Origin of the sequence: Aeromonas sp. 600948 (genome assembly GCF_049174875.1) — a bacterium.
In the GTDB taxonomy this organism is placed as follows: Bacteria; Pseudomonadota; Gammaproteobacteria; order Enterobacterales; family Aeromonadaceae; genus Aeromonas; species Aeromonas veronii_A.
This window is the reverse complement of record NZ_JAAKTY010000034.1, coordinates 1-21,522: the sequence shown is the minus strand read 5'-3', so window position 1 is coordinate 21,522 and position 21,522 is coordinate 1. Positions and strand designations below refer to the sequence as shown.

Genomic DNA, 21,522 nt, shown 5'->3' with positions numbered 1-21,522 from the left:
GCTGTTTGGCAACCAATCCAGCGCGTAATGCCAGGAAGGACAGGCCCGTCACCGGATTTGACTGGCCGCAAAAAAGAACAACAAGGACGAGGTTCCACCATGCTGTCGTATTTCCTACGCCGGATGCTTTTGATCATCCCGACGTTTCTCGGTATCACCCTGCTCGTCTTCACCATCACCCGTTTCGTGCCGGGCGGACCGGTCGAACGCATGCTGCTGCAAGCCCAGGTTTCCCAGAATGAATCCGGCCGTTCCAGCGGCAGCAAGGGGGCGCAAGCCCTCTCAGATGAGCAGATCGAGGAGCTCAAGGCCTTCTATGGTCTCGACAAGCCGATGCTGGTCGCCTACTGGGAGTGGCTGCAGAAGCTGGCGGTGCTGGATCTGGGCGAATCGACCCGCTACTACGAGCCGGTGTGGGATCTCATCAAGGAGCGGCTCCCCGTTACCGCCTTCTTTGGACTGGCGACCTTTCTGCTGAGCTATGCGGTCTCCATTCCGCTGGGGGTGGCCAAGGCGCTCAGGCACAACAGCCGCTTCGACTCGTTAAGCTCCATGCTTATCTACATGGCCTATGCCCTGCCCGCCTACGTGGTGGGGATCTTCCTCATCACCGTCTTCGCCTTCCATCTGGAGTGGCTGCCAATGGGCGGTTTTCCGGGGGACGACTTTGAGTACATGGAGAGCAGCTGGGATCAGATCCGCACTGTCTTTGCCCACGCCCTGCTGCCGCTTATCGCCTACGCCATCGGCGATTTCGCCATCCTCACCATGACCATGAAAAACAGCCTGATGGAGAACCTGTCGGCCGATTATGTGCGTACCGCCGTGGCCAAGGGACTGCCATTTCGCAAGGCGGTCACCGACCACGCCATGCGCAACAGCCTGATCCCCATCGCCAGTCACCTGGGGTCTGTGCTCACCGTTTTCTTTGGCGGCTCCTTCCTCATCGAGACCATCTTCAACATCGACGGCATCGGCCTGCTCGGTTACGAGGCTATCGTCGAGCGGGATTACCCCACCGTCATGGGCATTCTGGCCATCACCTCCATGCTGATGCTGATAGGCAATATCGTCTCCGATATCTGCGTTGCCCTCGTTGATCCCCGCGTGCGGTTTGGAGATTGACCATGAACCAGACCTCTATTGCCATGCCGATGCTGATATCACGCCATATCGTCTCCGATATCTGCGTTGCACCTCCTGTTGATCCCCGCGTGCGGTTTGGAGACTGACCATGAAGCTCAATCCGGTTACCTTGAAAAAACTCAAGCGCTTCAAGTCGATCAAGCGCGGTTACTACTCCTTCATCATCTTCACCACCCTGGTGCTGCTCTCCCTGCTGGCGGAGCTGCTGGTCAACAGCCGGGCGCTGATAGTGAGCTATCAGGGCCAGCTGCATTTCCCCACCTATGGCGATGTGATCCCCGGTCAGCAGTTCGGGCTCGATTACGAGTACGAAACCAACTACCGCCAGCTCAAGGCCAAATTTGCCGCAGAGGGCCAGGGCGACTGGGTGCTGCTGCCGCCAGTGCCCTGGAACCCCTACGAGCAGGATTTCAAGGAGGATGCCTACCCGCCTTACGCCCCCAGCGCGGCCGAGCGCCACTTCCTCGGCACCGACACCAGCGGCCGCGACGTGCTGGCGCGACTGGTTTACGGCTTTCGCATCGCCATCGGCTTTGCCTTTATCGCGCTGGCGGCCAGTTACGCCATCGGGGTCACCATCGGCTGTCTGATGGGCTTTCTCGGCGGCCGCTTTGACCTCATTCTGCAACGCTTTATCGAGATCTGGTCCCAGGTGCCGTTTCTCTACGTCATCATGATCCTGGTGTCGCTGGCCAAGCCCAACTTCGGCCTGTTTGTCGCCATCAACGTGCTGTTCGGCTGGATGGGGATCACCTGGTATATGCGCACCCTCACCTACAAGGAGCGGGCGCGGGACTATGTGATGGCGGCGCGGGCGCAAGGGGCGACCACCGGGCGGATCATCTTCAACCACATCCTGCCCAACACCCTGATGATGATCGTCACCCTGGCGCCGTTTGCCGTGGTGGGCAATATCTCGACCCTGACGGCGCTCGACTATCTGGGCTTCGGGCTGGCTCCGCCGACCCCGAGCTGGGGAGAGCTGCTCTCCCAGGGCATCAACAATCTGGATGCCATCTGGATAGTCAGCTCGGTAGTGGCGGCGGTGAGTCTGGTGCTGATCATGGTCTCCTTTATCGGCGAGGCGATCCGCGAGGCGTTCGACCCGCGCAAATTTACCCGTTACCAATAAGCCAGCCAGCGCCAACACACATCGGCAGGTGCCGGATAACGAACAGTGATTAATGAAGGACGGGCCGCTGCCATCGGCGGTCCCGGGAGCAAGGGATAATCCCGTTATCAATCAAGACCCCCAGTGCAGGGGCCAGACCTGGAAGTCAAACATGAAAAATAAAATCAAATGGATAGGTGCTCTCTTTGTGCTGGTAAACGGATCCTGGGTCTGGGCGGCCAGCCTGCCCGCGGATCTCAAATGGGAGACCAACGACACGGATCCTGTGTTCGCCTCCCCCAAGGCGCTGCCGGGCGGCAGCCTCAATATGTTTGTCGACAGCTTTCCGCTGACGTTCCGCACCGTAGGGCCTGACTCCAACGGATCGTTCCGCTCCTTTATTCTCGATAACCAGTTGCGACTCATCAGCTTCCACCCCAATACCGGCAACCCCATTCCCTCGCTGGCGACCCACTGGGCCATAGCGCCAGACAGCCAGACCGTCTACTTCAAGCTGGATCCCCGCGCCAAATGGTCGGATGGCAAGCCGGTCAATGCCGATGACTACACCTTCGGCTACGAGATGATGCGCTCCAAACACATCAAGGGGCCCTGGTTCAACAACTACTACACCACCGAAGTGGTAGCGGTAGAGAAGATCGATGACCACACCATCCTGGTCAAAGCGGGCAGCCGCAAGGCCAAGCTGGACCTGCTCAACACCACCGAGCTCTGGCCCCAGCCCAAGCACTACTACAAGCTGACCCCCAACTGGGTGAAGCAGTACAACTGGGCCGTGGTGCCCACCACAGGTCCCTACGTGATCAGCGACGTCAAGAAGGGCAAGTCGGTCACCTTCAGCAAGCAGAAGGATTGGTGGGCAAAGGATGATCGCTACAACCAGTACAGATTCAACATCGACACCATCAAGGTGCAGGTGATCCGCGACCACAACATCGCCTTCCGCCACTTCCTGAAAGGGGAGATCGATACCTTCGAGATGATCCTGCCCAACTGGTGGCATGAAAAAGCGGTCACCCCGGAGTACAAAAAAGGCTACGTGCAGAAGGTGATGGCCATGACCGACACCAAACAGGGCGGTCAGGGGGTGCACCTCAATGTGGCCAACCCCAAGCTGGCGGACGTAAACGTGCGCCTCGGCATCCAGCACGCCTTCAACATCGACAAGATGATCGAGACCGTGCTGCGCGGCGACTATGACAGAGCCACCACCTTTGACTCGGGCTTTGGCGAATTCACCGACATCACGTTGCCGGAGCGGGCTTATGACATCGGTAAGGCGCGGGAGTACTTTGCCAAGGGCGGCTACAACAAGCCGGGGCCGGACGGCATCCTGCAAAATGAGAAGGGTGAGCGGCTGACACTAGCGCTCACCTACACCAGTCAGGAGCACTCCAAGCGACTGACTGTGCTGAAAGAAGAGGCCAAGAAAGCGGGTCTCGATCTGGAGCTTAACCTAGTGGATGGCGCCACCGGCTTCAAGGTGATGCTGGAGAAGAAACACGAGGCGGCCTGGCTCGGTTGGGGCGGCGGCGGTCTCTATCCGCAATATTGGGAATTTTTCCACTCCGCCAACGCCAACAAACCGCAGACCAACAACCTGTTCAACGTAGCGGACAAGGAGCTCGACGCGCTGATCGATGCCTACAACGTCGAATTCGACATGGCCAAACGGGCCAAGCTCTCCCAGCAGATCCAGCAGCGCATCTATGATCTCGCCATCTTCGTGCCTGGGGTGCAGCTCAACTATGTGCGGGCCAGCAGCTGGCGTTATGTGATGCTGCCGGAGGTGCCTGCCACCAAGAACACACCGGATCTGCTCTACTGGCCGATGGACGGTTATCCTCACAGTAGCGGCGGTTTGCTCTGGCTCGATCCCAAGGTGAAGGAAGAGACCCGCAACGCCAAGGAGGCAGGGGAGGCGCTGGCGCCCATCAACCTGCTCGACAAGACCTATGCACGTCATTGATATTCAGGCCATTGCGAAGGGAGCAGCAGTTATGCCCAACACTCAGGCCCCCATTCTTGACGTACCGGATAACGGGGGGGAGTTCGCCGTTGATCACGGCCAGCACCAAGCCCCAATCCTCGAAGTACGCGATCTCGAGGTGGAGTTCGCCGTCGATGACGGCAAGATCAAGGTGCTCGACGGGGTCAGCTTCAAGGTGGCACCGGGTCAGACGCTGGGGATCGTCGGCGAGTCCGGCTGTGGCAAGAGCGTTACCTCGCTCGCCATCATGGGGCTCTTGCCCAAACCCCACGGTCAGGTGGTAGCCGGTTCTATCCGCTTTCAGGGGGAAGAGCTGCTGTCGCTTGCGCCGGATCAGATGTACAAGGTGCGCGGCAACCGCATCTCGATGATCTTTCAGGAGCCGATGACGGCCCTCAACCCGGTGCAGACGGTCGGTGAGCAGCTGATGGAGGTGTTTCGCCTTCATCGCCCGGAGTATGACAAGGCCCAGCGCAAAACCGCGGCCATCGCCATGCTGCAGAAGGTGGGGATCCCGGAACCGGCCCAGCGCTTTGCTGTCTATCCCCACAACCTCTCCGGCGGTATGCGCCAGCGGGTGATGATCGCCATGGCGCTCTCCTGCGAGCCAGACCTGCTTATCTGCGACGAGCCGACCACGGCGCTGGATGTCACCATTCAGGCCCAGATCCTCGAACTGATGAAAGAGCTGCAGGCCCAGACCGGGATGGCCATCATCTTTATCACCCATGATCTGGGGGTAGTAGCTGAGCTATGCGACGAAGTGGTGGTGATGTACGCCGGCCGCGCGGTAGAGCAGGCCGATGTGTTCGAGCTGTTTGACCATCCCCGTCACCCCTATACCCACGGCTTGATGAGCTCGATCCCGCGTCTCGAGGATGAGCCCAAGAGCCTGCTCAAGACCATCAAGGGACAGGTGCCAGCCCTGCACGAAATGCCCGCTGGCTGCCGTTTCTCCAACCGTTGCCCCCATGCGACCGATCTCTGTGTCAGCGCCATTCCGGCGGTGGAGCAACTCAATCCGCGCCACCATGTCGCCTGTCACTACTGGAAGGAGTTGACCGTATGAGCACTCTGTTATCGGTCAGGGATCTGAAACAGCACTTCCGGCTGGGAGGCGGCTTCCTGCGCAAGCAATATACGGTTCATGCGGTGGATGGCATCAGCTTCGATCTCAAGCAGGGGGAGACGCTGGGACTGGTGGGTGAATCGGGCTGCGGCAAGTCCACCCTCGGGCGCAGCCTGCTCAAGCTGTTCGAGCCGACCGCGGGCACCATCACCTTCGAGGGGCGCGACATCACCGCCCTCAGCCCGAAGGAGATGCGCTCCCTGCGCCAAGAGATGCAGATGGTGTTTCAGGACCCTGCAGAATCCCTCAACAGCCGCCACACCGTGGGCCAGATTTTGGAGGAGCCCTTCATCATCCACGGCAAAGGCAACACTGAGCAGCGCCGCTGCTGGGTGCAGGATCTGCTGGCAAAAGTGGGCCTGCCGAACAGCGCGGTGGATCGCTACCCCCACGAGTTTTCCGGCGGTCAGCGCCAGCGGATCGGCATCGCCCGCGCCATCGCTCTCAAACCCAAGCTGCTGGTGTGTGACGAGGCAGTCTCGGCCCTCGATGTCTCGGTGCAGTCGCAGATCGTCAACCTGCTGCTCAGCCTGCAGCGGGAGATGAACCTCTCCATCATTTTCATCGCCCACGATCTGTCGGTGGTCAAACACATCTCGGATCGGATTGCAGTGATGTATCTGGGACGGATCGTCGAACTGGCGGATGCCCAGTCGCTTTATCTGGCGCCACGTCACCCCTATACCCAGGCGCTGATCTCCGCCATTCCGGTGCCGGACCCGCGCAGGCGCAGCCAGCGCATCCTGCTGACCGGCGATGTGCCCTCCCCCATCTCGCCGCCGAGCGGCTGCCACTTCCACCAGCGCTGCCCCCATGCGACCGAGCTGTGCAAAAACAAGGCCCCCAAGCTCGACGTGTGCGATGAGAGCCAGCATCAGGTGGCTTGCCACACCCCGCTTGCCGTCGGTAGTCACTCTATCAGCGGCAGCGCCATCTGTGGCAACACTACGAGCGGCGACAGCAGGCTGGAGCAGGCAAGCTAGGCGCAGCGAACAAACCCCAGGGTAGAAACAGACGAGGCGGCCATCAGGCCGCCTCGTGCTATCGGGTCACGCTTGTCTTATCGAGCCACTGCCGCAGCTTGTCAGGCAATCTGGTAACGGCCCGGCTTGTGGTTGAGTGTCAACACCAGATTACAGATGACCGCCGCCACGATGGAGAGCGCCAGGATCCAGGGCTGCACCACGAAAAACGAGGCAACAACAATGGCGCAATCGAGCCCCATCTGCAGCTTGCCCGCCCGGATGCCAAAGCGATCCTGAATAAAGAGCGCCAATATGTTGAAGCCCCCCAGACTCGACTTGTGGCGAAACATGATGAGCAGCCCCATACCAATCAGGGTGCCGCCGATCAGCGCCGCATAGAGGGGCTCTATCTTGCCGATCTGCAGCACCCCGTTGAGGTGATCGGTCATGTAGGAGACCGCCGCCACCGAGACAAAGGTGTTGAAGGTAAAACGTGGCCCCATCCGCAGCCATGCCAGCGCATAGAAGGGCAGGTTGATGCCGAAAAACAGCAGGCCGAAGCTGATACCGGTCACCTTTTGCAACAACAGCGCCAGCCCGGCGGTGCCGCCAGTGAGCAGGCCAACCTGATGAAACAGAAAGATGCCGAGGGAAACAAAGCCGGCCGCCGTCAGCAGGGCCAGCACATCCTCATAAATGGGATGGGCAGTGCGAATCGAGGTGTTGTCCATAACCTGTATCCAAGCGAAGTAAAGAGAGAGTGTCTGTCGCCTGCCGTTGCGGGCGGGCTGCGAGCCCTGTCCACAGGGCTTCGTTATGGGGTCCAGTCTATTTTTTGTGAAAAGGATCACAACAGTCAGGCTGAACGCCCCATTCTGGTGCCTGTCATCTGGCATTGACACTCGCTGCACCAAGATGCAGCATGCCGCGCCGTCAGAGGCGGTTTGCCATGGCACAAACGCGCCGGCTCTGCTACAAAGCGCGCAGCCCCCTTTTCCCATCACCGTAAGGAGCCCCATGATCTGCACAGGACCCCAACCATGACGTATCTGGTCACCGGCGTCGCCGGTTTTATCGGTTTTCATGTGGCCAGCAAGCTGTGCGCCGCAGGCCATCGGGTGGTGGGGATCGATAACCTTAACGACTACTACGAGGTGATTCTGAAAGAGGCACGGCTGGCCCAACTGGCCAGTTTCCCCAATTTTCGCTTCGAGCGGCTGGATCTGGCGGATCGTGAAGCCATGGCGGCCCTCTTTGCCAGCCACGGTTTCGAGCGGGTGATCCATCTGGGGGCGCAGGCGGGGGTGCGCTACTCCATCGACAATCCGTTCGCCTATGCCGACAGCAACCTTACCGGCATGCTGACGGTGCTGGAGGGGTGTCGTCACCACGGGATTCAGCACCTCATCTACGCCTCCTCCAGCTCGGTCTATGGCATGGGGGATCAGATGCCCTACTCCACCGCGCAGCAGGTGGATCACCCGGTCTCCCTCTACGCTGCGACCAAAAAGAGCGGCGAGCTGATGGCCCACGCCTATTCGGCGCTCTATGGCCTGCCCACCACAGGGCTGCGCTTCTTTACCGTCTACGGCCCCTGGGGCCGGCCTGACATGGCCATCATCAAGTTCACCCGCGCCATCCTCGCGGGCGAGCCTATCGACGTATACAACCACGGCGATCTCAGCCGCGACTTCACCTACATAGACGACATCGTCGCGGGGATCCTCACCGTGGCCGACCAGCCGCCCCGCCCCAATCCCGATTGGCATGCCAGCGAGCAGAGCGCGGCCGAGAGCGCCGCCCCCTACCGCATCCTCAATATCGGCAACGGCCAGCCGGTGCGGCTGCTCGATTTTATCGAGGCGCTGGAAGAGGCCATCGGCAAGCCCGCCATCAAGCGGATGCAGCCGATGCAGGCAGGCGACATGCACGCCACCTGGGCCGACAGCGAGCCGCTGCACACCCTCACCGGCCTGCGCCCCGCCACGCCCCTCAAGCAAGGTGTTGCCGAGTTTGTCCGCTGGTATCTCAACTACTACCGGCCCGTCCGCTGACGAGCACGGGCAGCCTCTCGGTCATTGATGAGTTAATCAGATACCACTGATGCCCCGCGGGTTTTAGGATGGCTGAACGCACTGTCTGCGCACCATAGCGAGGATTTGAGATGCAATCACAGGAACAGGGTCTGATCGATGGACTGTTCGACCGCCTCAAGCAAGCGCAAGCCAGGGATAGCAAACGAGACCCACAAGCGGATCAGCTGATCCGCCAGCATCTGGCAGAGCAGCCCGATGCCCCCTACTACATGGCCCAGGCGCTGCTGATCCAGCAGGCAGCCCTTACCCGCCTCAACGATCGAGTCAAGGAGCTGGAGGCCAGCCAGAACAGTTCGAGCGGCGGCAGTTTTCTCTCCGGCCTGTTTGGTAGCGAGAGCAGCACGCCCCCGCGCTTTACGCCGCCACCGGCAACCGCGCCTGCCCAGCCCGCGTCCCGTGCCAGCTCCTTTTTAGGGGGCGCCCTGCAAACCGCAGCCGGGGTTGCCGGTGGCGTGATGCTGGCCGACATGATCGGCGGACTGTTTCACAGCAACCGGCCCGAGGAGATCATCGACATAATAGAGCCTGCCCCCATTGCCAATCCGGTCGATGCGGAACCGGTACGCTGGGACGGCTGGGATTCACCTCCCGATGTTGGCAGCAGTTTTCTCGACGACGATAACCTGAGTGGCGGCTGGGCCGACAGTGACGATAACAACGGCGGTTTCTTCTGACCGTCAAACCATTACTGGCCCCGCATCTGGCGGGGCCCAACTCGATACGAAACCCATGACTATGGAAAGTGTGATGACACCACGGATCGGCAGCGGCATGACGCGATATACTCAGCGCGCTTCGTGCCACCCGGGAACAACTCCCGACCCCAGGCGCTCTGTCCGTGGCCACGCAACACCCCCATGACGACAAGGAGCCACCTCATGATCCGAACCCTGCTTTTGACCGGTGCCGCCATTGCGGCCTATGCCCTGACCCAGAGCCACTCTCTGCTTCCCCTGCTCAGCCTGCTGGCCCTGCTTTCGCTCTGGGTTGTCAGCGAAATTGGCAGCTTCTATCGCGCGCTTCCTCCCGCCGTGCTGGATGAGCAGGAGTATCACCACGACTTTTAACCGGATGAAAAATGGTGTGAAACTGTCGAGATGCCGTTAGTTCCATACCGTTTTGCTCTCTGAAATCAACCGGCTATAACAACAGGATCCACTGGGTTCGTGGCGATAATAACCATGTTCCTCTATATCTTCTGTACTCAAACAGGAGATAACCCATGAGGCACATCAGCGAAAACGGACTGTTTTTGCTGCTTTTTTTGTCGTTGTTACTGGCAGGTACGCCGCGGGCGATGGCACAAGGCAGGGATTTCAGACAGGCCCCCAAGGCGCTGACGGCGATCAAGCAGGGTCAAGTGGCCCAGCAACACGGCAATCTGCAAAAAGCCATCGCCTTCTACTGTGTCGCCGCCAGCACCGGCAATCCCGAAGGTTATTTCCGGATCGGCCGCCTGCTCGCCACCGGCCCCGCCTCGGTACGCAGCGCAAAGCTGGCCAACAGCTACCTCGCCATGGCAATGCGCCTGGGTAACCAACAGGCCGCCCGTTACTACAACGCCCGCATCGGCAATGCCCCTATGGGGGAGCGGTGTGGCATGGGGATCCGTGGCGGTCAGGGTGGCTATCTGGCCGGGCTCCCTTCCGCCCCCTTCAATGTCGACTCCTGGGTTGCCCGCCAGCCCCCCGCCAAGCAAAAGCTGGTCACCATGCTGCGTCACGCAGCCAAACACCATAAAGTGGATGCCCGGCTGGTACTGGCGATTGCCATCGCCGAATCCAATCTCAACAGCCGCGCCGTTTCGCCCAAGAATGCTCAGGGGCTAATGCAGCTGATCCCCGAAACCCAGCAACGGTTCGGGGTAACCCGGCCATTCGATCCAGCCCAGAACATCAAGGGTGGCGTCAGTTATCTCAAATGGCTGGATCGCCGCTTCGATGGCGACTGGGTACTGATCTCGGCGGCCTACAATGCCGGGGAAAAAGCGGTGGAACGCTATGGCGGGATCCCACCCTATGACGAAACACAGGAGTATGTAAAACGGGTGCTCTACTTCGCTGGCCACAAGCAGCCCTGAGGCCATTCATCAGCATGTCCGTTACTGACAAAACACGCACCAACATTGCGCAACCGTTTTCCTTTCGGTAGGATCCGGCGCTTTCTCGCCAGCCCTACAGGTATCCCATGAATATCATCAAACGCTGTTCGCGCCTGCTCACCCTCTTTGCCCTCCTCTCCTCCAGCGTGATGGCGGCCACCCCGGCCCCCATCCTGATCCAGGGGGCGATGGACGTCGAAGTCGAAACTCTCGTTGCCGCACTGAAAGACAAGACGGAGCTGACTGTGGGGGCCTGGACATACTGGCAGGGTACTATCTCGGACTATCCGGTGGTCATCTCCCGCACCGAGGTGGGTCTGGCCAATGCCGCTGCCGCCACCACGTTGGCGATTGAGCGTTTCAAGCCGCGTCTCATCATCAATCAGGGTACGGCAGGAGGCCATGATCCGGCACTGCACCGGGGCGATATCGTTATCGGCACCAAGAGCTTCAACATGGGAGCCTATCGCAGTGACCTGATGCCCGCCGAGCAAGGCGTCGATCCGAGCAAATGGCACAACTTCGAGGTCACCATGCGTCTGCGCGATAACGGCAAGCTGGTGGAGCACAGCTCGTTCGCTGGCGATCCCGAGCTGATTGGCCGCGCCCTCGGTATGGCCGATCGCTATCGCCACGGCCGAGTAGTAGGCGGCATCATTGGCACCGCCGATGAGTGGAACCGACAGGTAGCGCGCATCAACTGGCTGCATCAGACCTACCAGACCGCCGCGGAAGAGATGGAAACCTCCTCCGCCGCCCTAGTGGCTGAGGCCTACAAGGTACCCTTTGTCGGCATCCGGGTACTCTCCAATACCGATCTCCACGGTGAAGAGTTTGACCCGCAGACTGCCATCCACTGCCAGCAATTTGTCATTGATTACGCAAACGCGCTGATCAACAGTTTCCACAAGGCATAAGGCCCTATAAGAGGCCGTCATGACAGGCGGCCTATCTTCCCCCCCCCATCTTTGCCCCCCCTTGCCCATTGGTTTACAATCGGAACGTTTTTTGGAACCGGGTTGACCTGTGTCGACCAGGCCCCACCACGACATCAGTCTGTTAATGCCAAGACATTAACCTGCTGAAAAGGAAGAGAATTAGCCAATGGCTCAATTTATTTACACCATGAACCGGGTCGGCAAGGTAGTGCCGCCCAAGCGTCATATTCTCAAGAACATCTCCTTGAGCTTCTTCCCGGGCGCCAAGATCGGCGTGCTGGGTCTGAACGGCGCCGGTAAATCGACTCTGCTGCGCATCATGGCGGGCATCGACACCGAGATCGAAGGGGAAGCCCGTCCACAGCCCGGCATCAAGATCGGCTACCTGCCGCAGGAGCCGAAGCTGGAGCCGGAGCAGACCGTACGCGAAGCGGTCGAAGAGGCCGTTGGCGAGGTGAAACGCGCCATGGCCCGCCTAGACGAGGTCTATGCGGCCTACGCCGACCCGGATGCCGACTTTGACAAGCTGGCCCGCGAACAGGGCGAGCTGGAAGCCATCATCCAGGCCCAGGGCGGCCACAACATGGAAAACCAGCTGGAGCGCGCGGCCGACGCCCTGCGCCTGCCGGCCTGGGATGCCAAGATCAAACACCTCTCCGGTGGTGAGCGCCGCCGTGTGGCGCTCTGCCGTCTGCTGCTGGAAAAGCCGGACATGCTGCTGCTGGACGAACCGACCAACCACCTGGATGCGGAATCCGTGGCCTGGCTGGAGCGCTTCCTGCACGACTATGAAGGCACTGTTGTGGCCATCACCCACGACCGTTACTTCCTCGACAATGTGGCAGGCTGGATCCTGGAGCTGGACCGCGGCGAGGGTATCCCGTGGGAAGGCAACTACTCCTCCTGGCTGGAGCAGAAGGACGCCCGTCTGGCGCAGGAAGCCAGTTCCGAAGCGGCCCGTCGCAAGTCCATCGAGAAAGAGCTGGAGTGGGTTCGTCAAAACCCGAAAGGGCGTCAGGCCAAGTCCAAGGCCCGTATGGCTCGCTTCGAAGAGCTCAACACCAACGACTACCAGAAGCGCAACGAGACCAACGAGCTGTTCATTCCGCCCGGACCGCGCCTCGGCGACAAGGTGGTGGAAGTGGCCAACCTGCGCAAATCCTACGGTGATCGGGTGCTGATCGACGATCTGTCGTTTGCCATTCCGAAGGGTGCCATCGTCGGCATCATCGGCCCGAACGGTGCCGGTAAGTCGACCCTGTTCCGCATGATGTCGGGTCAGGAGCAGCCGGATTCCGGCGCCATCACCCTGGGTGAAACCGTGGTGCTGGCCTCTGTCGATCAGTTCCGCGACAGCATGGATGACAAGAAGACGGTCTTCGAAGAGGTCGCTGACGGTCAGGATATCCTGCGCATCGGCAACTACGAGTTCCCGAGCCGCGCCTATATCGGCCGCTTCAACTTCAAGGGTTCCGACCAGCAGAAGCGGGTTGGCGAACTCTCCGGTGGTGAGCGCGGTCGTCTGCACCTGGCCAAGCTGCTGCAGACCGGCGGCAACGTGCTGCTGCTGGATGAACCGACCAACGATCTGGATATCGAAACCCTGCGCGCCCTCGAGAACGCCCTGCTGGAGTTCCCGGGTTGTGCCATGGTCATCTCCCACGACCGCTGGTTCCTCGACCGTATCGCCACTCACATCCTGGACTATCAGGATGAGGGCAAGATCGAGTTCTTCGAAGGTAACTTTACCGAATACGAAGAGTGGAAGAAGAAGACCTACGGCGCCGAGGCGATCCAGCCCCATCGCGCCAAGTACAAGCGCATCGCCAAATAAGGCTGACTGCGTGTTGAGGGGAGCTCCGGCTCCCCTTTCTGTTGTCTTTTGGCTTACAATCCTAGACGGATGCCTTTGCATGGATGTAGCACGATGACGACCCCCATAGAGAAAAAACTCACCATCCAGATCCGGGTTGAACCGGGTTGTCTCGGGCCGGATGGCAAGACACATATAGAGACCTTCTGTGCCGCTGCTGCCAAGATTTTTGCCGCCGTGGAGCCCGAGCTGGTGAGCTGGGTGCTGATCCCCCGCTATGACAAGCAGCTGCCGGAGCAAGAGTTCTTTATCGAGGGGCGCAAGCTGACCGAAGAGCAGGCAAGCCTGTTTCTGCGCCGCTTCGGCCGTGAACTGGGTGAAGTGCAAGACCGGCTCGACTCGGTGCTGGCCCAGCTGGTCGAGCGCTACTTCAAAACCCTTTAAGCCTCCAATTTTCGATAAAAGGTTCTCTGCTGAGAACCTTTTTTCTTGCTCAAAAAGCAAACGTTTGAATTTTTACTCTATTCATTGATCTGCTTCGCAGATCCGGGGTTTGTAAACGGCGCCGCCTGTGTAAAAATGTGCGCGCTGTCACGGTATCAGGACGAGTCTGGTTACTTAACCGCCAGAAACAGGGCAATTTACCCCGCATGGATGGGATAGCCCGTTCCCCTGCTGCTTATTTCACGTCACCTATTGGAATCCAACATGAATCAACAACACCAAGCTGCCAATCAGGCCGCCGGGCAAGGATTGCTTGAGCGCCTGTTTGCCCTGCAAGGCCATGGCACTACCGCCCGCACCGAAGTGATCGCAGGTATCACCACCTTCCTGACCATGGTCTATATCGTGTTCGTCAACCCGCAGATCCTCTCTGCTGCGGGCATGGACACCCAGGCCGTGTTCGTCACCACCTGCCTCATCGCCGGTATCGGCAGCATCCTGATGGGCCTGTTGGCCAACCTGCCGATCGCGCTGGCCCCCGCCATGGGCCTCAACGCATTCTTCGCCTTCGTGGTGGTCGCCGGCATGGGTTACTCCTGGCAAGTGGGCATGGGCACCATCTTCTGGGGTGCCATGGGTCTGTTGATCCTCACCCTGCTGCGGGTGCGCTACTGGCTGATCGGCAACATTCCGCTCACCCTGCGGGTTGGCATCACCGCCGGTATCGGTCTGCTGATCGCCCTGCTCGGCCTGCACAACGCCGGGATCGTTGTGGCCAGCCCCGCGACCATGGTGACCGTGGGCAATCTCACCTCCCTGCCCTGCCTGCTGGGTCTGCTCGGTTTCTTCCTGATCTGCATCTTCTCCGCCCGCGGCGTTCATTCCGCCGTGCTGATCGCCATCGTGGTCACCACGGGTCTGGGCTGGCTGTTTGGCGATGTCACCTTCAAGGGCTTCGTCTCCATGCCCCCCAGCATCGAGCCAGTGTTCGGCCAGCTGGATCTGATGGGTTCGCTCGACATCAGCCTGGCCGGCATCATCTTCTCCTTTATGCTGGTCAACCTGTTTGACTCTTCCGGCACCCTGATCGGCGTCACCAACCGCGCCAAGCTGGCCGATGACAAGGGCCACTTCCCGCGCATGAAACAGGCGCTGATGGTGGATAGCGTGAGCTCCGTCGGCGGCGCCTTCATGGGCACCTCCTCGGTCACCGCCTTTATCGAGAGCAGCTCCGGCGTCGCCGTCGGCGGCCGTACCGGTCTGACCGCCATCGTGGTCGGCCTGCTGTTCCTGCTGGCTATCTTCTTCTCCCCGGTCGCCGCCATGGTGCCGGCCTATGCTGCCGCTGGCGCCCTTATCTATGTGGGCGTGCTGATGTGCTCCGAGCTGACCCGGGTGAAGTGGGAAGATTTGACCGAAGCGGTACCGGCCTTTATGACCGCCGTCATGATGCCGTTCAGCTTCTCCATCACCGAGGGGATCGCCGTCGGCTTTATCTCCTACTGCGTGATGAAGGCGGGTACCGGCCGCTGGCGCGAGATCAACCCCTGCGTGCTGGTGGTGGCCCTGCTGTTCGTGCTCAAGTTCGTCTGGGTCGATAGCCACTGATAATGACCAGCGCAATCCGATGGGCTCCCGACAGGGAGCCCATTTTTATTTGCCGGATCATGCTTCTCGCCCCTGCGCTGTGACGCGGGGGCCTGACAGTGCTAGATTGGCAGCCACCATTTTGAACCGGCAGCGTTGTTAACCTCGTGTCGTTAACCCGCTGTCGTGAACCACAAGGACGGCAACCGTGGCCCAGCACTCTCCCTCTTTCTCCGCCTTCTCCCCCCTGCTGCAAGAACAGGCCGAGCGCCAATGGCAGCGACTGGTCGAGCTGGCCCCCGACTATGGCTCGCTGCCCGAGCCCGTTCGCCAGACCCTGCTGACCCTGCTCGGCCTCTCCGATTTTGTCGCCGACTCCCTCTTCAAACAGCCGGAGTTGCTGACCGAACTGCTCGCCTCCGGTGATCTCGAACGAACCGAACGCTGGCCCGCTTACCAGCACGATCTGACCGCCCTGCTCGCCGAGGTAAGCGATGAAGAGGCGCTCAAGCGCATCCTGCGCCAGTTCCGCCGCAGCCGCATGCTGGTGATCGCCTGGCGCGAACTGCTGGGCCACTCTGAAGTGGAAGAGAGCTTTATCCACCTCACCAAACTGGCGGATGCCCTCATCTGCTCCGCCCGCGACTGGCTCTACGCCAAACAGTGTGGCGAGCTGGGCACCCCGATGGACGGCAATGGCAACCCGCAGCCGCTGCTCATTCTCGGTATGGGCAAGCTGGGTGGTGGCGAGCTCAACTTCTCCTCGGATATCGACCTTATCTTCACCTTCCCCGAGAACGGCTACACGGTTGGCGGGCGACGCGAGCTCGCCAACCAGCAGTTTTTTATCAAGCTGGGCCAGCGCATCATCAACGCCCTCCACCAGCCCACCCAGGATGGTCAGGTGTTCCGGGTCGATATGCGCTTACGCCCCTTTGGCGATGCGGGCCCGCTCGCCATCTCCTTCGCCGCCATGGAGGATTATTACCAGCACCACGGCCGCAACTGGGAGCGCTACGCCATGGTCAAGGCGCGGGTGCTGGGCCCCCAATGCGAGCACGCAGTGGAGCTCGCCGAAATGCTGCGCCCCTTCGTGTTTCGCCGCTATATCGACTTCGGCGTTATCGACGGCCTGCGCCAGATGAAGGCGATGATCGCCGCCGAGGTGCGCCGCAAGGGGCTGGAGGGCAACATCAAGCTGGGGGCTGGCGGCATTCGCGAGGTGGAGTTTATCGCCCAGGCGCTGCAACTTATTCGCGGCGGTCGTGAACCGGCGCTGCGGGTGCGCCACCTGCCGGAGGCGCTGGCCGCCATCGCCCAATGTGGCGCCCTCGAATCTGCCCATTGCGATCGCCTGCTGCAGGCCTATCGCTTCCTGCGTCGGGTCGAGAACATATTGCAGGAGATCGGCGATCAGCAGACCCAGACCCTGCCCACCGAGGAGCGGGATCGCCAGCGGCTGATCGCGGCTCTGGGTTTTGCTGACTGGGGCGCCTTTATGGCTCATCTCGATGAGGAGATGGCCGCCGTCCATCAGGAGTTCGCCGCCGTGGTGGGGGAAGAGAAAGAGGCACCCGCCCATCTGGAGCAGCTCTGGCTCGATCTCTGGCGTACCGAGCTCGACGCCACCGAGCTGGAAAAACTGCTGACCGCGCAGGGGGTGGCCGAGCCCGCCCCGCTCTGCGCTGCGCTGCTGCGTTTCAAAGAGGAGTACAAACGCCGTCAGGTCGGCCCGCAGGGGCGTATCGCGCTGGATTGGCTGATGCCGGAGTTGCTGCGACTGGTGGTGGCCAGCGAGCAGCCCGCCCGCCTGTTCGAGCGGGTGTGCGAGTTGCTGACCCGCATCTTCACCCGCAGCGCCTATCTGCAGCTGCTGGCGGAAAACCCGGGCGCCCTGCGCCAGCTGGTACGGCTGTGCGACGCCAGCCATCTGGTGAGTGAACAGCTGGCCCGCTACCCGATTTTGCTGGACGAGCTGCTCGATCCCCAGCACCTCTACCACCCCACCCCGCTCGATCAGTACAAGCCCCAGCTGCGCCAGTTCCTGCTGCGCATCCCCGAAGAGGACGTGGAGCAGCAGATGGAGGCGCTGCGTCAGTTCAAGCAGGTGCAGCTGCTGCGCATCGTGGCGGCCGATATCGCTGGCGCCCTGCCGCTGATGAAGGTGAGCGACCACCTCACCTGGCTGGCGGAGGCGATCACCGAAGAGGTGGTCAATCAGGCCTGGGCCCAGATGAGCGAGCGCTACGGGGTGCCGCCCGAGGTGGCGCTGAGCGGCCAGCGCGGCTTTGCGGTGGTGGCCTATGGCAAGCTGGGCGGCATCGAGCTCGGTTACGGCTCGGATCTCGATCTGGTGTTCCTGCACGGCGGCGACCCCAACAGCTACACCGACGGCCGCAAGCCCATCGACAGCCGCCAGTTCTACCTGCGTCTGGCACAGCGGATCCTGCACCTGTTCAGCACCCGCACCCCTTCCGGGATCCTCTACGAGATCGACATGCGGCTGCGCCCCTCCGGCGACTCCGGCCTGCTGGTCTCGTCGCTGTCGGCCTACGAGCAGTACCAGCAAAACGAGGCGTGGACCTGGGAGCATCAGGCGCTGGTGCGGGCCCGCCCCATCTATGGCGATGACGCCATCGTTGCCGAGTTTGCCCGCATCCGCCGCGATGTGCTGGCCAGGGAGCGGGATCTGCCGACTCTGGCCCGCGAGGTGCGCGAGATGCGCCAGAAGATGCGGGATCACCTGCTCAAGGCCGGCGCCGGCGAGTTCGATCTCAAGCAGTCCCCCGGCGGCATGGTGGATATCGAGTTCATCGCCCAGTATCTGGTGCTGGCCCACGCCTGCGGCGAGCCCGATGCCCTCACCCGCTGGTCCGATAACGTGCGCATCTTCGACGAGTGCGTGATGGCGGGGGTGCTGACGCTGGAGCAGGCGGAGGGGCTGAAGCAGGCCTATCTGGAGATCCGCAACCTCGGCCATCGCCTCAACCTCTCGGAGATCTCCCGCAAGGTGAGCGACGATCAGCTGCAGAGTGAGCGCAGCCATGTGCTCGCCGTCTGGCAAACCCTGCTGGGGGAGTAATTCCCGCCAGCGGCAATGAAAAGGGGCCCGCCTGAAGCAATTCAGGCGGGCCCTTCCCTATAGAGTTGCCAGGCCAATGCCTAGTCCGATACGACACTCACAGAACGGTCTCCACAATAAGAAAGAGCCCGCACGGGGCGGGCTCTGCATTGGGATAAAACGAAAGGCTGGGGCTATTTGAACAAGCCCTTGAGCAGCTGGTCGGCCACCCCTTTGACGGCCTCGTTGTCGGCCTTGTCACCCAGCAGCTTCTTGAGGCCGCGTTCGGCCTCCTTGCGCGCCTTATCCTCCAGCAGCTTGTTGTTGCTAAGCAGCGCCTTCACATCGAGCTGGTAGCTGGGGGCTTGCCAGTGACCGCCGATCCGCACCGGAATGGTGATCTCCTTCAGCTCATCCACATCCTTGCCCCCCTGCCCCTTGCTGCTCTCGACAATGGAGGTGAGGAACAGGAAGTCGAGGCTCTCCAGCACCAGCGCCGTCTGCCCCTCGCCCTTGACCCGCAAGGCGGGGGCAAAGAGCTGGATGTCGTTGCTACGGGCGATGCCGTCGGCAATCTGGAAGCTGGCGGTGAGGGCGCTGAAGTCGGTCTTGCGCGCCTCCTTCACCTGCTCGGCCCCCTTGCCGGTGAGGGTGGCCCGCGCCTCGCGGATCATCTCCGGCAGGTTGATGCCATGCAGGGCGCCGTCGCTCAGCTTCAAGGTCACCTTGCCCTGCATTCCGTTGCGCAGTGCCAGAGGAGAGAGACCACGCCCCTGCACCTGCACATCGAGATCGCCCTTACCCTCCAGCAGATCGCTCTGGGCCAGAGTCTGCAGCAAGGGACGAATGTTCACTCCGGCCACCTGCTTGTGCACCTTGTAGGTGGCGGGTTGCTGGCGTGCGTCGAGAACCCCTTTCGCGCTTACCTGACCGCCCGCCACGGTCGCGCTGAACTGTTTGAGCGTCAGCAGTCCCTTGGCCAAAACCACCTGCAGATCGACAGTACCGAGATCCAGCCCTTTCAGGCGCAGGCTACCGAGTTGCAACCGACCATCCAGATCCACACCTTTGAGCGCGCCCAGATCCGGTTCAACCGCGGAGAGGGCTTCGCGCTTGCCGGTTGCTTCTTTATCGCCAGTTGCAGCGGTATTGGAAGCACCGACCGTTGGTTTGTCCTCTCTCGCCTGCGCTGGTGTGGTCGGTGCCGATCTGGCGAGCCATTTGTCGAGATCCAGCTTCTCCCCCTTGAGATCGAAGCTGATCGAGGGAACAGCGCCAAGCTGCACGGTTCCATCACCACTCAGCAGCGCCTCATCAGCACTCATCACCAGCTTGCTCAGGGTAATCAACTCCTTGTCGAGCTCGGCACGGGCAAACCCGGCCAGTTTCAGCTTCATCTGCGGGCGCGGCAGCGCATCACCTTCCAGCGCAGCCGTCAGCAGCACATCGGAGAGCTCGGCCAGCTTCATCTCTTTATCGAGCCGTCCCTTGAGCGTTCCTTCCAGCGAACCAGCCAGTGAAGCTTGCTGCCCCTCACCCTTGGCTCCTTTCAGCGCCAACGTGAGGTTGCTCCACTCACCAAGGGCCAGTCGGTCTCCCTTGATGGAGAAACTGTCGAGTCGCAGAGACGGGTCACTCAGGCTGCCGCTGAGGCTCAGATCTTTCAGCTCACTCGCCATCACCTCCTGCGCCAGCTTGATCTGGGTCTGCCCTTTAACGTCGAAAGCGAGCTTGTCGGCACTCCCCTTGGCGGCCAGCGTCACGGGTACCCACTGACCGGTGGCCAGTTGCCCCATATCGAGATCGAGGCGATCCAGTCGCAGCGACGTGCCGCTGCGATCATCCTGTACCAGCGCACTGGCCTGGGAGAGCGCGACACCCTGCAAGCTGATCTGCCAGGGCTTGCTATCAGCGGTTGGCGCTGGGGCTGCGGGAACGACCGGTTCGCTTGCATCAGCAGTGGCATCTTTGAGCAGTCCGCTCAGATTGGAGCTGCCATCCGCCTTGGTCTGGATAAAGAGATGGGCGCCACTCAGGGTCACCTTGCCGATCTCCAGACGATGGGAGAGCAGCGGCAACAGGGCCACCGAGGCCTCGCCCTGCTCGAAACGAACCAGATCCGGCTCGGCAAAACCGGCCGGATTGCGCAGAGCGACCTTCTCCAGCGAGAGGCCGAGACTCGGCCAGAAACGCCAGTCAATCTCCCCCGCCATCACCAGCTCCCGACCCGTGCTCTTGCGCACCTGTTCAGCCAGTTGGGGCTTGAATTGATTGGGGTCGATAAGGCTTATCAACGTCACTATGGCCAGCAAGGCTGCCACGGCGATGCCGAGCAAGATGAGAACTATCTTCTTCACGATATGCTCCTTGAATCCGGATCCACTGCTGACTATACCACTCACCGTCTGACGAATGGCGTCTGCGGGACAAAAGTGGACAAGGATGAGACAGGGATGGTCGCTGCCAATCCCCATCGTCATCAGCAGGGATCAGGCTTGCAAAGAGGATTGCTGCAGCCGCGCCACCGCGGTGCGCGTCGATTCGAAAGCAAAGCGGGGCAAGGGAATATCGCTGATCTTCAGCCACTGACAGGCGGCCACATCGTCAGCCGGCTGGATGAACGGTTTTTCACTCAGCTTGATAGCGAAAAAGGTGTCACAGGTGTGATAGGTGATGCCATCGTAGAGATAGATATTGGGAAAGGAACCGAGATAGGTACAAGGATGAGCGCTGACATCGAGCCCCAGCTCCTCCTGCAACTCGCGCACCAGTGCCTCCTCCAGCGACTCGCCGGGATCGACAAATCCGCCCGGCAGATCCAGCAACCCCTTGCCCGGATTGCGGGCACGCACCGCAACCAGCACCTCATCCTGCCAGCAAAGCGCCACCATCACCGCCGTCGCCACATTCTGGAAAAAATGAAAACCGCAGCCACAGAGAAACTCTTTAGGGCTGACGCTCTGCAAGGTTTGACCACCGCATTTTGGACAAAACATGGGCTATCTCCGACGAAATAAAGCACCATTTTACGCTGTTGTGACCGTTTTTATGGCTCTGTCCCAATTACGTGTTGAAAGGCTAATCTTGAAGTAGGCCATCACCTTGAGGTCTACCATCATG

17 protein-coding genes are annotated in these 21,522 nt (G+C 60.8%); 14 read left to right on the top strand and 3 right to left on the bottom strand.

From position 1 onward, the window contains the following. Nucleotides 1–99 precede the first annotated feature (99 nt). The 5 genes from G5182_RS19565 to G5182_RS19545 all read left to right on the top strand — a co-directional run bounded on the left by G5182_RS19565 (nucleotide 100) and on the right by G5182_RS19545 (nucleotide 6,380). Nucleotides 100–1,125, top strand: coding sequence for an ABC transporter permease subunit (locus G5182_RS19565; RefSeq protein WP_031227629.1), 1,026 nt, complete (start codon nucleotides 100–102; stop codon nucleotides 1,123–1,125). Between the two features lie 109 nt (nucleotides 1,126–1,234). Continuing rightward, nucleotides 1,235–2,278 carry an ABC transporter permease gene (locus G5182_RS19560; protein WP_005343430.1) on the top strand — a complete coding sequence of 348 codons (1,044 nt, stop codon included), beginning with the start codon at nucleotides 1,235–1,237 and terminating at the stop codon, nucleotides 2,276–2,278. Between the two features lie 151 nt (nucleotides 2,279–2,429). Continuing rightward, nucleotides 2,430–4,247 carry an extracellular solute-binding protein gene (locus G5182_RS19555; protein ID WP_421254652.1) on the top strand — a complete coding sequence of 606 codons (1,818 nt, stop codon included), beginning with the start codon at nucleotides 2,430–2,432 and terminating at the stop codon, nucleotides 4,245–4,247. A gap of 31 nt (nucleotides 4,248–4,278) precedes the next feature. Next, nucleotides 4,279–5,337, top strand: a complete 1,059-nt coding sequence (locus G5182_RS19550; protein ID WP_257696655.1) for an ABC transporter ATP-binding protein — start codon at nucleotides 4,279–4,281, stop codon at nucleotides 5,335–5,337. Continuing rightward, a complete protein-coding gene (locus tag G5182_RS19545) occupies nucleotides 5,334–6,380 on the top strand; it encodes an ABC transporter ATP-binding protein (protein ID WP_263085580.1) in 1,047 nt (348 codons plus the stop codon). The genes G5182_RS19550 and G5182_RS19545 overlap by 4 nt, the downstream gene beginning before the upstream one ends. A 101-nt stretch (nucleotides 6,381–6,481) precedes the next feature. Here G5182_RS19545 and G5182_RS19540 read toward each other — a convergent pair whose 3' ends face one another. Further along, the gene (locus G5182_RS19540; RefSeq protein WP_005349421.1) at nucleotides 6,482–7,093 is read right to left on the bottom strand and encodes a YitT family protein; all 612 of its coding nucleotides are present in this window, start codon (nucleotides 7,091–7,093) and stop codon (nucleotides 6,482–6,484) included. 309 nt (nucleotides 7,094–7,402) lie between these two features. On the opposite strand from G5182_RS19540, the gene G5182_RS19535 reads away from it, so the two are divergent. The 9 genes from G5182_RS19535 (at nucleotide 7,403) to glnE (ending at nucleotide 18,423) form a co-directional block, all read left to right on the top strand. Continuing rightward, nucleotides 7,403–8,416 carry an NAD-dependent epimerase gene (locus G5182_RS19535; protein ID WP_337073559.1) on the top strand — a complete coding sequence of 338 codons (1,014 nt, stop codon included), beginning with the start codon at nucleotides 7,403–7,405 and terminating at the stop codon, nucleotides 8,414–8,416. Between the two features lie 110 nt (nucleotides 8,417–8,526). Continuing rightward, entirely contained in the window at nucleotides 8,527–9,132 is a 606-nt protein-coding gene (locus tag G5182_RS19530) for a DUF2076 domain-containing protein (protein WP_245094942.1), read from the top strand. A 204-nt stretch (nucleotides 9,133–9,336) separates the two neighbouring features. Further along, the gene (locus G5182_RS19525; protein ID WP_043822919.1) at nucleotides 9,337–9,525 is read left to right on the top strand and encodes a hypothetical protein; all 189 of its coding nucleotides are present in this window, start codon (nucleotides 9,337–9,339) and stop codon (nucleotides 9,523–9,525) included. Nucleotides 9,526–9,680: 155 nt separating this feature from the next. After that, entirely contained in the window at nucleotides 9,681–10,538 is an 858-nt protein-coding gene (locus G5182_RS19520; protein WP_421254651.1) for a lytic transglycosylase domain-containing protein, read from the top strand. 107 nt (nucleotides 10,539–10,645) lie between these two features. Next, a complete protein-coding gene (locus G5182_RS19515; RefSeq protein WP_216951989.1) occupies nucleotides 10,646–11,476 on the top strand; it encodes a 5'-methylthioadenosine nucleosidase in 831 nt (276 codons plus the stop codon). 187 nt (nucleotides 11,477–11,663) lie between these two features. Further along, a complete protein-coding gene (gene ettA, locus G5182_RS19510) occupies nucleotides 11,664–13,331 on the top strand; it encodes an energy-dependent translational throttle protein EttA (protein WP_005338959.1) in 1,668 nt (555 codons plus the stop codon). 93 nt (nucleotides 13,332–13,424) lie between these two features. Then, nucleotides 13,425–13,754, top strand: a complete 330-nt coding sequence (locus G5182_RS19505; protein ID WP_216951990.1) for a hypothetical protein — start codon at nucleotides 13,425–13,427, stop codon at nucleotides 13,752–13,754. Nucleotides 13,755–14,018: 264 nt separating this feature from the next. After that, nucleotides 14,019–15,362: an NCS2 family permease gene (locus G5182_RS19500; protein WP_005343409.1), complete on the top strand. Its 1,344-nt coding sequence runs from the start codon at nucleotides 14,019–14,021 to the stop codon at nucleotides 15,360–15,362. A 187-nt stretch (nucleotides 15,363–15,549) separates the two neighbouring features. Then, nucleotides 15,550–18,423, top strand: coding sequence for a bifunctional [glutamate--ammonia ligase]-adenylyl-L-tyrosine phosphorylase/[glutamate--ammonia-ligase] adenylyltransferase (glnE, locus tag G5182_RS19495; protein WP_421254650.1), 2,874 nt, complete (start codon nucleotides 15,550–15,552; stop codon nucleotides 18,421–18,423). 173 nt (nucleotides 18,424–18,596) lie between these two features. On the opposite strand, the gene G5182_RS19490 is transcribed toward glnE, so the two are convergent. Together G5182_RS19490 and G5182_RS19485 are read right to left on the bottom strand one after the other, a co-directional pair. Continuing rightward, nucleotides 18,597–20,759 carry an AsmA family protein gene (locus G5182_RS19490; protein ID WP_421254649.1) on the bottom strand — a complete coding sequence of 721 codons (2,163 nt, stop codon included), beginning with the start codon at nucleotides 20,757–20,759 and terminating at the stop codon, nucleotides 18,597–18,599. 132 nt (nucleotides 20,760–20,891) lie between these two features. Then, nucleotides 20,892–21,398, bottom strand: a complete 507-nt coding sequence (locus G5182_RS19485; RefSeq protein WP_227341338.1) for an NUDIX domain-containing protein — start codon at nucleotides 21,396–21,398, stop codon at nucleotides 20,892–20,894. Nucleotides 21,399–21,522 lie beyond the last annotated feature (124 nt).